Annotated in this window: 12 protein-coding genes; 9 read left to right on the forward strand and 3 right to left on the reverse strand. The window is 67.9% G+C overall.

The genetic code is table 11. The features are described from left to right. Positions 1-49: 49 nt before the first annotated feature. From A5730_RS19095 to A5730_RS19115, 5 genes are all read left to right on the forward strand, one after another. Complete coding sequence (locus A5730_RS19095) at positions 50-862, forward strand: class I SAM-dependent methyltransferase (RefSeq protein ID WP_067903765.1); 813 nt, start codon at positions 50-52, stop codon at positions 860-862. 74 nt (positions 863-936) lie between these two features. Next, positions 937-2,514 (forward strand): methylmalonyl-CoA mutase family protein, encoded by a 1,578-nt coding sequence (locus tag A5730_RS19100; protein ID WP_067903768.1) that lies wholly within the window; start codon positions 937-939, stop codon positions 2,512-2,514. Next, positions 2,514-2,936, forward strand: a complete 423-nt coding sequence (locus A5730_RS19105) for a cobalamin B12-binding domain-containing protein (protein WP_067903771.1) — start codon at positions 2,514-2,516, stop codon at positions 2,934-2,936. The genes A5730_RS19100 and A5730_RS19105 overlap by 1 nt, the downstream gene beginning before the upstream one ends. Next, positions 2,921-3,877, forward strand: coding sequence for an LLM class F420-dependent oxidoreductase (locus A5730_RS19110; RefSeq protein WP_067903774.1), 957 nt, complete (start codon positions 2,921-2,923; stop codon positions 3,875-3,877). Before A5730_RS19105 ends, A5730_RS19110 begins: the two co-directional genes overlap by 16 nt. Positions 3,878-3,924: 47 nt before the next feature. After that, on the forward strand, positions 3,925-4,905 hold the full coding sequence (locus A5730_RS19115) for a CaiB/BaiF CoA transferase family protein (protein ID WP_369829901.1): 981 nt from the start codon (positions 3,925-3,927) through the stop codon (positions 4,903-4,905). 87 nt (positions 4,906-4,992) lie between these two features. Here A5730_RS19115 and A5730_RS19120 read toward each other — a convergent pair whose 3' ends face one another. Together A5730_RS19120 and A5730_RS19125 are read right to left on the reverse strand one after the other, a co-directional pair. After that, positions 4,993-5,307, reverse strand: coding sequence for a DUF4286 family protein (locus tag A5730_RS19120; protein ID WP_067904455.1), 315 nt, complete (start codon positions 5,305-5,307; stop codon positions 4,993-4,995). 23 nt (positions 5,308-5,330) lie between these two features. Next, positions 5,331-5,666, reverse strand: a complete 336-nt coding sequence (locus A5730_RS19125; RefSeq protein ID WP_067904458.1) for a 2Fe-2S iron-sulfur cluster-binding protein — start codon at positions 5,664-5,666, stop codon at positions 5,331-5,333. 124 nt (positions 5,667-5,790) lie between these two features. On the opposite strand from A5730_RS19125, the gene A5730_RS19130 reads away from it, so the two are divergent. The 4 genes from A5730_RS19130 (at position 5,791) to A5730_RS19145 (ending at position 10,085) form a co-directional block, all read left to right on the forward strand. After that, the gene (locus tag A5730_RS19130) at positions 5,791-7,194 is read left to right on the forward strand and encodes a class I adenylate-forming enzyme family protein (protein ID WP_067903779.1); all 1,404 of its coding nucleotides are present in this window, start codon (positions 5,791-5,793) and stop codon (positions 7,192-7,194) included. Beyond that, positions 7,172-8,077 carry an acyl-CoA dehydrogenase family protein gene (locus A5730_RS19135; protein WP_067903782.1) on the forward strand — a complete coding sequence of 302 codons (906 nt, stop codon included), beginning with the start codon at positions 7,172-7,174 and terminating at the stop codon, positions 8,075-8,077. The genes A5730_RS19130 and A5730_RS19135 overlap by 23 nt, the downstream gene beginning before the upstream one ends. Further along, a complete protein-coding gene (locus A5730_RS19140) occupies positions 8,064-9,152 on the forward strand; it encodes an acyl-CoA dehydrogenase family protein (protein ID WP_067903784.1) in 1,089 nt (362 codons plus the stop codon). The genes A5730_RS19135 and A5730_RS19140 overlap by 14 nt, the downstream gene beginning before the upstream one ends. A gap of 165 nt (positions 9,153-9,317) precedes the next feature. Continuing rightward, a complete protein-coding gene (locus A5730_RS19145; protein ID WP_067903787.1) occupies positions 9,318-10,085 on the forward strand; it encodes an enoyl-CoA hydratase/isomerase family protein in 768 nt (255 codons plus the stop codon). Between the two features lie 9 nt (positions 10,086-10,094). On the opposite strand, the gene A5730_RS19150 is transcribed toward A5730_RS19145, so the two are convergent. After that, positions 10,095-10,952 (reverse strand): proline iminopeptidase-family hydrolase, encoded by an 858-nt coding sequence (locus tag A5730_RS19150; RefSeq protein ID WP_369829898.1) that lies wholly within the window; start codon positions 10,950-10,952, stop codon positions 10,095-10,097. Positions 10,953-11,046 lie beyond the last annotated feature (94 nt).

Genomic DNA, 11,046 nt, shown 5'->3' on the forward strand with positions numbered 1-11,046 from the left:
TATCGAGACAACTGATTCATATTATGGATGAGCCGGTACGCTTTCAGGAATGACCGACGAGCGCGGAGCCACCTACACCCACGGCCACCACGAGTCGGTGCTCCGCAGCCACCAGCGGCGCACCGCGCAGGACTCGGCCGCCTACCTGCTGCCCCACCTGAAGCCCGGCCTGTCCGTGCTGGACATCGGGTGCGGTCCCGGGACGATCACCGCCGACCTCGCCGCCCTCGTCGCACCCGGGCCCGTCACGGCCGTCGACCAGGTGGCCGACGTCCTGGGCGTGGCCCGCGGCGAGATCGAGCGACGAGGCCTGTCGAACGTTTCGTTCGCGACCGCCGACGTGCACCGGCTCGACTTTGCCGACGGCACATTCGACGTCGTGCACGCGCATCAGGTGCTGCAACACGTTGCCGATCCGGTGACGGCCCTGCGCGAGATGAGGCGGGTATGCGCACCCGGGGGCGTGGTGGCCGCGCGGGACGCCGACTACGCGGGATTCATCTGGTTTCCGCAACTGCCGGCGCTCGATCTGTGGCGCGATCTCTACGAACGGGCCGCCCGTGCGAACGGCGGCGAGCCCGATGCGGGACGGCGGCTGCTGTCCTGGGCCCAACAGGCGGGCTTCGACGACGTCACGCCGTCGGGCAGTGTGTGGTGCTACGCGACCCCCAGCACCCGTGAGTGGTGGGGCGGGATGTGGGCGGACCGGATACTGCACTCGCGGATCTCGAGCGACCTGCTGAGCCTCGGTTTGGCCACGCCGGCGCAACTCGACGAGATCGCCGCGGCGTGGCGCGCCTGGGCCGGCGCCCCCGACGGCTGGATCGCCCTCCCGCACGGCGAAATCCTCTGCCGGGCGTAGCCGCCCGGACGTATTTGACCAGGTCAGGCATACGGTATTGGCATTCTCTTTTTTTGCAAGTACGTTATTCATCGATGGATAACGCTGCCCAGACACCATCCGGCATTCCACTTGCGCCGGTGTACGGCCCGGGGGACATTGCGGCGCCTCCTCCGGCGCCGGGGGAATTCCCGTTCACCCGGGGTAACTTCGCGTCCGGCTACCGCGGCAAGCTCTGGACGCTGCGCCAGTATTCGGGCTTCGGCACCGCCGAGGAATCCAATCGCCGCTACCGCTACCTGCTCGAGCAAGGCGGGACGGGGCTGTCGGTGGCGCTGGACCTGCCGACCCAGTGCGGCTACGACTCCGATGATCCCGAGTTCGGCGAGGAGGTCGGCCGCGTCGGCGTCGCGGTGGACACCCTGGCCGACTTCGAGATCCTGTTCGACGGCATCCCGCTGGACAAGCTCAGCACGAGCATGACGATCAACGGGACGGCGGCCATCCTGCTGGCGTTCTACGTCGCGGCCGCGGAGAAGAAGGGGGTGCCGCGGGCGAAGCTGACCGGCACCATCCAGAACGACATCCTCAAGGAGTACGCGTCCCGGGGAACCTGGATCTGGCCGCCGGAGCCGTCGCTGCGGCTGATCGCGGACACGATCGAGTTCTGCGCGGCCGAGGTGCCACGCTTCAACGCGATTTCGGTGGCGGGCGCGCATTTTCGCGACGCGGGCGCCAACGCGGTGCAGGAGATGGCGTTCACCCTCGCCGACGGGGTGACGTATTGCGACACCGTGGTGGAGCGGGGTCGGATGACGATCGACCAGTTCGCCCCGCAGATCTCCTTCTTCTTCTACACCCATGGGGACTTCTTCGAAGAAATCGCCAAATACCGTGCGGGGCGGCGCCGTTGGGCGACGATCGTGCGGGAGCGGTACGGGGCGACCACGGACAAGGCATCGATGTTCCGCTTTGGCTGCGTGTGCGGCGGCGCGTCGCTGTACGCGCCGCAGGCGCACAACAACGTCGTCCGGGTCGCGTACGAGGCGATGGCCGCGGTCTTGGGCGGTGTGCAGTCGATGTTCACCGCCGCGTGGGACGAACCGTTCGCCCTGCCCACCGAAGAAACCACAACACTGGCGCTGCGCACTCAGCAGATCCTCGCCTATGAGACGGGCGTCGCCAGCGTCGCCGACCCCCTGGGGGGCTCCTACTTCGTCGAGTCACTGACCGACGCGACCGAAGCCCGGATCGTAGAGATCATGGACGACCTGGAACGACACGGCGGCATGGTCCACGCCATCGAGGACGGCTACCTGCAGGGCCTGATCGCCGACGAGGCCTACCGCGTGCATCAGGACATCGAGGGTGGCTCCCGGCCCGTCGTCGGAGTCAACCGGTTCGTGACCGACGAGCCCGAACCCGATGTCGTGACCTACGAACTGGACGCGGAGGGCCGCGATCTTCAGCTGAAGCGCCTCTCCAAGGTGAAGGCCGAAAGGGATTCGGCCGCGGTGCAATCCAGTTTGACGGCGCTGTCGCGCGCCGCCGAAGGAGACGACAATTTGATGCACAAGCTGATCGACTGCGCCAACGCCTATTGCACGGTCGGCGAAATGGTCGCCGCGCTCAAGGCGGTGTGGGGCGAGTTCCAGCAACCGGTGGTGTTCTAGTGGCGGCCCGGATTCTCGTCGCCAAGCCCGGCCTGGACGGCCACGACCGTGGCGCCAAGATCGTCGCCCGCACCCTGCGCGACGCCGGTTTCGAGGTGATCTATACCGGCATCCGGCAGCGCATCGAGGACATCGCCTCGATCGCCGTCCAGGAGGACGTCGCGGTCGTGGGCTTGAGCATCCTGTCCGGCGCGCACCTGGCGCTCACCGCCCGCACCATCGAGGCGCTGCGGGCCGCCGACGCCGCCCACGGCGCCGTCGTCGTCGGGGGAACGATCCCGCACGCCGACGTGCCCAAGCTGCTCTCCGCCGGCGCCGCAGCGGTATTCCCCACCGGCACACCGCTCGACGTGCTGGTGCGGGAAATCCGCACCCTGACCGGCACCCCCGAACCCGTGGAGGAACAGTGCGCGTCGGAGTGATGATCGGCGCCGAGCGCGGCGACATGGCCCGCAAGGTGGACAGGCTGGCCTCGGACATCGCATGGGCCGAGGCCGCGGGGCTGGACACCGCGTGGATGCCGCAGGTGCCCAACGACTTCGACTGCCTGACCATGGTTTCGCTGATGGCCGCGCACAGCTCGCGCATCGAGCTGGGCACGGCGGTGGTGCCGCTGCAGGCCCAGCATCCGATCGCCCTTGCCCGCCAAGCGCTCTCGACGCATGCCGTGGCGGGTGGACGGTTGGCGCTGGGCGTCGGGCCGTCGCACCACTGGATCATCCGTGACATGCTCGGCGTGCCGTACCAGAAGCCGGCCGCCTACACCCGCGACTACCTGCAGGTGCTCAACGCCGCTATCGCCGGGCCGGGACCGGTTGACGTCGAAAATGATTCGTTCACCGTGCACAATCCGCTGGCGATCGGCGCGGACACTCCGATGCCGGTGCTGCTCGCCGCGCTGGGGCCGGTGATGCTGCAGATCGCCGGTGAGCTCGCCGACGGCACCGTGCTGTGGATGGCCGACGAGCGGGCCATCGGAGACCACATCGCGCCGAAGATCACCAAAGCCGCCGCCGACGCCGGACGCCCCGCGCCGCGCATCGTCGCAGGCATCCCGGTATGCCTTTGTGCGCCGGCACAAGTCGACGAGGCCAAGGAGCGGGCCAACCGGATCCTGGGTGAGGCCGAGGTGTCGCCGAACTACCAGCGGCTGCTGGACCGCGGTGATGCCCGCGATGTCGGCGACCTGTGTGCGGCCGGTGACGAGCAGGCCATCCTGACCCGGATGCGCCGATTCGCCGACGCCGGCGTGACCGACCTGTCGGTGCGGCTGCTGCCCATCGGGGACAACCGCGAGGAGCTGGTCGCCTCCAAGCGCCGCACCCGTGAGATGATCGCCGCGCTCGCAACGGAATTGCGGTGACGTCTACCGGACCGCTCGCGGGGATACGCATCCTCGAGGTCGGCACGATGCTGGCCGGCCCGTACGCGACCATGCTGCTCGCCGACCTGGGCGCCGAGGTCACCAAGATCGAACCGCGTGGCGGCGAGATCTCCCGCGGTGTCGGGGCCACCTACTTCGCCAGCCTCAACCGCAACAAGTCGAGCATCTGTCTGGACCTGAACTCGGATACGGGTCAGCAACGCCTGGGTGAGCTGGTGGCCGAATCGCATGCGCTGCTGGTCAATCTGAAGCCATCGGCGATCCGCCGTCTTGGGTTGACGTATGAGACGCTGCGACGGCACAACGAGCGCATCGTGTGCGTGGCGATTACGGGCTTCGGCCTGTACGGCGGCGACGATCCCGCCTTCGACTATGTGGTGCAGGCCGGTGTGGGCACCGCCGCCCTGACCGGTGACCCGGACGGCCCCCCGACCCTGCCGGGTTACTCGTCGGCCGACAACTCCACCGGGATGACCGCGGCGCTGGGGCTGTTGGCCAAGATCATCTCGGGCACCGGCGGCCAAGTCGACGTCTCGCTGCGCGACGTCATGCTCTCGCAGCTGAACTATCACGCCTCCGCGTATCTCAACAGCGGGGTCCGGCCACAGCGGCGGCCCCACGGGGCGCATTCCTACTATGTTCCGGCCCAACTCTTTCCGACCGCCGACGGGTATCTGGCGCTGTTCATCACGCACGACGGCTTCTGGAAGTCGTTCGCCGCCGAAGCGGGCATCGGGGGTTTCGAAACGATGGCCGAGCGTGTGGCCCGCCGCGACGAGGTGCTGGCCGTCGTCACGGCGATGCTGGCCACCGACAGCGCCGCCGGCTGGGAGCGGCGGCTGCGCCCGCTCGGGGTGCCGGCGGCGGCGGTCCGGACGCTGCCCGAGGCGCTCGACGCGACGCCGGAAGTCGTTGTGACCGCGGGGGATTTCCGCCTCGTCGGGAGCCCGATCCACGTCTCGGGCTACGAGCCGCAATACCGGCCGCCGCCGGAATTGAGCGACTAATCCGCCGAGTGTGCGGCTGGCCGCACACTCGGGCTCGACTGTGCGGCCAGCCGCACGCTCGGCGTCATCGACACGTCGCCATCGGGATTAGCGGCTCCGCTCGCTGGTCGTCTTGAACAGTTTCGGAATGGGCGCGGGATCCAGTAACAGGGCGTCGGACATGTGCAGCTGGCCGGCGTTGGCGATCATGTTGTCCAAGATGGCCTGCAGGTCGTCGCCCTCGAGTTCGTAGATGGCGATATAGGGGCCCTGCCCGTCAACGGGGCGCAGCCGTCGCGCCGCGACTATTCCGTCGAGCGCCAGCAGTTCGGGTATGTGGACTTCGTCGTACCAGGTGTTGTATTCCTGTTCGCGTTCGGGCGAACTGGGCCGACTTTCGACGTACATGATTCCCTTGGCCATCGCCGCCACCTCTCCTCGGGCCGCTACTCGTAGCGCACCGTGACCGACTCCGAATCCGGCACGCCCTGGCACGTCAAAATGTAGCCCTCGGCGACCTCGTCATCGTCCAGAGCGTCGTTCACCCGCATGGTCGCGTGGCCCTCCTCGAGCTTGGCCATGCACGTGCCGCAGTTACCGGCCTCGCAACTGAACGGCGGTTCCAGGCCGGCCCGCCGCGCGCTCTGCAAGAGCGTCTCGCCGGGGACCAGCGGCACCGAGACCTTCTTGCGGTCCATGTGGATGGTCACCGTGCCCGCGCCGGAGCCGTTTGACGGATTTGTCACCCGTGGGGTCTCCTCGATGCTTCGGGTGACTGTCACCTCGACCGCCCCCTCCCGTACTTGCATTCTTCACTATAGAGAATACTATTCTCACAGAGCGATAGGATCTTCTCAAGCTTGTGGGGATGTCAGGTCAGCCCGGCCTGTCAGGGAAGGACGGGACGTGACCGAGCCGGCCGCGGTCGTGTTCGAGGAACGGCGTTTCAGCCCGGCCCAGCTCGACGCGCTGGCCGACGGCTGGGCCGCAGCCCTGGCCAAGAACGGTGTCGCGGCAGGTCAGCGGGTCGCGGTGATGGCGTCCAACCGCCCGGAATTCGTCACAGCCGTGCTGGGAATCTGGCGGCTGGCCGCCACGGCGGTGCTCCTCAGCCCGGCCTGGAAGCGCGACGAGGTGGACCACGCGCTCGCAATCACCGAACCGGCGCACGCCGTCGGGGACCATCCGGTGCTGGCCGGTGTCATGCCGATGCTGCACCTCGACGAGCCCGTCGCCCCCGGCGAGCCGACGAACGCGGTACCGCCGCAGGCGTCCGACGCGGTGCTGGTGTTCAGTTCCGGCACCACCGGGTTGCCGAAGGCCGTCCGGCACACCCACGCGGCGCTCGACGAGGCCGTGCGGCAGTGGCGTGAGGCGTTGCAGCTGACCCGGCACGACCGCATCCAGATCGCCACGCCGCCGTCGCACATCCTCGGCCTGCTCAACATCCTCACGGCCCTGCGCACCGGGGCCAGCCTGCGGCTGCATTCCCGGTTCGACATCGAACGGATGCTGCATCACATCGAAAACGACCGCATCACAGTCGAAATGGCGGTCGCACCCATCGCGCTGGCCATCGCCTCGCATCCCAGGCTCGAGTCCTATGACCTGTCCTCGCTGCGCTACATCATGTGGGGCGCCACGCCCGTGAGCGCCGACGTCGCGCGGACCGTGACGCGGCGCACCGGCGTGGGCTGGGTCCCGGCCTACGGGACCACGGAACTGCCTGTCATCGCGTGCAATCCGATCGAGGGCGCGCGCCTGGATTCCGTTGGGCGTCCCGTGCCGGGCGTGGACGTGCGGGTGGTCTCGCTGGAGACGGGCGAGCCCGTCTGCCCGGGGGAGATCGGGGAGATTCAGGCGCGGTCCGCGTCGCTGATGGCCGGTTACCTGCCGCCGGAAGCGACCGCCGAGGTAATCGACGACGGCTGGTACCGCACCGGCGACGTCGGCTGGATCGACACCGGCGGCTGGCTGCGCATCACCGACCGCCGCAAGGAGATGATCAAGGTGCGCGGCTTTCAGGTCGCGCCCGCCGAAATCGAGACGGTGTTGCACGGCCACCCGGCCGTCAAAGACTGCGCGGTGTTCGGTGTGCCCGACGGGCTCAACGGGGAGGCGGTGGTCGCCGCCGTCGCGACGTGCGCGCCCGTCGATGCCGGTGAACTCACCGCCCGGGTGGATCAGCGGCTGGCTTCCTACAAACACCTCAGCCGGGTGGTGTTCGTGCCCGACATTCCTCGCCTGCCCTCGGGCAAGGTACTGCGCCGAGTGCTGAAGGAGCGCTATGGATGTACGTCTGACAGCTGAACAACAGCAACTGCGCGACGCCGCCGCCAAGTTCGCCGATGACCTGGGGCCCTCGGCGGTCCAGGATCTCGACGACCAGGGCCGAATTGCGCGTCTGGACAAGCAGATTGCCGGGACGGGCTGGCGGTCACTGCGCTCCGACGGGGCGTCGGGCGTCGAGGTGGCCATCGTCGCCGAGGAATTCGGGCGCCGGCTGGTCGACACTCCGTTTCTCGGTCCGGTGCTCGCCGACGACCTGGCCCGCCACGTCGGCGCCGACGGCGCGGGCGCGACAATCGCGGTCGACGGTCGCGCCATCGACGCGCGGGGCGCCCAGCGAGCCCTTTGGGTTTCCGATGGCGGGGTGCTCGCCGCCGAAGTTCAGGACTTGATCGATGGTGTGGACCTGACCCGAAGCGACGCCACGATCGCGGGAACGCCGGTGGCGCTGGGCGAAGTGTCCGCCGACGTCGCGGCGCAATGGCGAGCGCTCGCGCTGGTCGCCACGACGGCGGACCTGGTCGGTGTCGCCCGGGGTGCGCACGCCGTCGCGGTCGACTACGCCAAGATCCGCGAGCAATACGGCAAGCAGATCGGGTCTTATCAGGCCGTCGCCCATCTGCTGGCCGAAAGCCTTGCACTGATTGAAGGTTCGATCAGCGTGTCTCGGCACGCCGCATGGGCGGTCGACGAGCTGCCGCCCGCCGACGCCATCCGTGCCGCGCAGATGGCCAAGGTCTACTGCGCGCGCGCCGCCCGAACCGTCTGCGAGACGGCCATTCAGGTGCACGGCGGGATCGGCAACACTTGGGACTGCCTGGTGCATGTCCACCTGCGCCGCGCCCTGATCTCGACGGAGCTGTGGCCCGTCGCGTTGAAGGAGATCGATCTTGGACTTTCGTGACTCACCAGAAGAAGCCGCCTTCCGGCAGCGACTGCGGTCCTGGCTTGCCGTGCACGCGAAGGAATTCTCCGGGTCCGGCGACGAGTACTGGGCCCGTCAGGCCGATTGGCACCGGGCCCTGTACCGCGAGGGCTTCTTCGGGCTGTCGTTTCCCCGGGCGTACGGCGGGCAGGAATTGCCGCCGGTCTATGACGTCATCGTGGACGAGGAACTCGCCCGGGCCGGCGCCCCGCCGCGTCCCAGTGTGGGTTATCTGATCTACGGGATCGGCCGGCACGCCAATGACGAAGTGCGCCAACGGTTCCTGCCGGGCATCATCGACGGCACGGAGCGCTGGTGTCAGGGCTTCAGCGAGCCCGGCGCGGGCTCGGACCTGGCCTCGCTGACCACGACCGCGCGCCTGGAGGGCGACACCTACGTGGTGAACGGGCACAAGATCTGGACCAGCTACTCCGATGTCGCGGACTGGTGCCTGCTGCTGGCCCGCACCGATCCCGACGCCAAGCGGCACCGCGGCCTGTCGGCCTTCGTGCTTCAGATGAAACAGCCTGGGGTGCAACAGCGCCCGCTGCGCATGATCAACGGCGTGACCAACGAATTCGGCCAGGTGTTCTTCGACGACGCGAAGATACCGGCCGACCGGATGGTCGGAGCCCCGGGCGACGGGTGGGCGGTCGCCATGACCGTCGTCGGCCACGAACGCGAACCCTCGACGCTCGGTTACGCCGCCCGCTACGGCAAGCTGGTGCGAAGCCTGTACGCCCGCAACGACGGACCGGTGTCCGAAGAGCTCGCGTGGGCGGCGGTTCAGTCGGAGATGCTCACCCATCACGTCCGGCGGCGGTTGTCCGAACAGCTGGACGGGGTGTCGCACGGGCCCGAAGGCTCGCTCGACAAGCTGCTGATGACCTGGGTCGAGCAATCCGTGGGACACGCCGCGCTGGCGGTCACCGGGACCCGCGATCCGGACCTGCTCGGCGCGTACCTGTACAGCCGCGCGCAGAGCGTGATGGGCGGGACATCGCAGATACAGAAGAACATCATCGCTTCACGCATTTTGGGATTGGCGGAGTGATCGCGAACGCGGGCGTAGCCCGGGTGAAGCGGGTCACGACTATAGAAGGAGTGATCGCGAACGCGGGCGTAGCCCGGGTGAAGCGGGTCACGACTATAGAAGGAGTGATCGCGAACGCGGGCGTAGCCCGGGTGAAGCGGGTCACGACCATAGAAGGAGTCTGACGTGTACGACATGCCTGCCGAAATCGACGTCCAAGCCGACGGTCCGCTGCGGATCATCACCTTGAACCGGCCGGACTCGCTCAATTCGGTCAACGACGACCTGCACGTCGGGCTCGCGCGCCTGTGGCAGAGATTGACCGATGACCCCACCGCCCGCGCGGCGGTCATCACCGGGGCGGGCAGGGCGTTTTCGGCCGGCGGGGACTTCTCGTATCTCAAGGAGCTGTCGGCCGATGCGGACCTGCGGGCCAAGACCATTCGGGACGGCCGCGAGATCGTGCTGGGCATGGCGCGCTGCCGTATTCCGGTGGTGGCCGCGGTCAACGGCCCGGCCGTGGGGCTCGGCTGCAGCCTGGTGGCGCTGAGCGACATCGTCTATATCGCCGAAGAGGCCTACCTCGCTGATCCGCACGTGCAGGTGGGATTGGTTGCCGCCGACGGCGGTCCGCTGACCTGGCCGCTGCACATCAGCCTGCTGCTGGCCAAGGAGTTCGCGTTGACGGGCACCCGGATCAGCGCGCAACGCGCCGTCGAACTCGGGCTGGCCAACCACGTCGCCGCCGACCCGCTCGCGGAGGCGATCGCTTGTGCCAAGAAGATTTTGGAGCTGCCCCAGCAGGCGGTCGAAAGCACCAAGCGGGTGCTCAACATCCACCTCGAGCGGGCGGTGCTGGCCAGCCTGGACTATGCCCTGTCGGCCGAGCAGCAGTCGTTCACGACCGAAGACTTCCGGACGATCGTCACCAAGCTGGCGGCCGGCAAGAACTGAGGGCGCCGCTCAGTCGTGCAGCCGCAGAAAGTCGCGCATCACTCGGTCGAACTTGTCCGGCTCCTCGATGAAGGGCATGTGAGCGGTCGACTCGAACAGCTCATAGCGCGAGCCGGCGATGCGTCGATGCATCTCCCACATGTGTTCGGGCACGCATTCGTCGAACCTGCCGGCGAGGATGAGGGTCGGCAGGGTGATTTCGGCTAACCGGTCGAAGACGTCCCAGTCGCGGACCGTCCCCACGATGCGAAAGTCGCTCGGCCCGAACATGGTCTCGAAGATGTCGGTGCCCATGTTGGCGAAGGCTTCCAAAAGCTCTGCGGGCCAAGGGCGCACGCGGCACAGGTAGGTCTCGTTCCAGGTGCGGATGGCATCCTGGTATTCCGCCGCATGCGTGGTACCGGCGGCCTCGTGCCGATCGATGGCGGATTGCGTTTCGGGATCGAGTTCGGTTTTCAGCCGGGCCACCATCTGCGAGAACTGTGGGATGGACGCGATGCTGTTCGAAATGGTGAGGCTGACGGCTCGCGACGGCACGTCGAGCGCGTACTGCTGCGCCATCATCCCGCCCCACGAGTTGCCGAAGAGGTGAAAGCCGTTGAGGCCGAGGCCCTTTACGACGGCGTCCATTTCGGCCACCGACCGTTGCATGGTCCAGAGTTCGCGGTTCGTGGGGCGCTCGGAGTTGCCGCATCCGAGCTGGTCCCAGAAGATGACTTCGCGCTCGTCGGCCAACCGCTGAAGCGAACGCAGGTAGGTGTGCGGCAACCCGGGCCCGCCGTGCACGACGAGCAGGGGAAGGCCCGGTCCGCCGCCGACGCGCTCGAACCACACGTTGCCGCCCGGAACCGCGATCATTCCGTCCATTGCCGACGAGCCTCCTGGTTGGCGAGCAGACGCAGAATCGCACCCCGCGATGCTGGTATATGCGATTTTGCGACTGCTCGCGAGCCGACCGCTC

Origin of the sequence: Mycobacterium sp. ACS4054 (assembly GCF_001667275.1) — a bacterium.
GTDB lineage: Bacteria > Actinomycetota > Actinomycetes > Mycobacteriales > Mycobacteriaceae > Mycobacterium.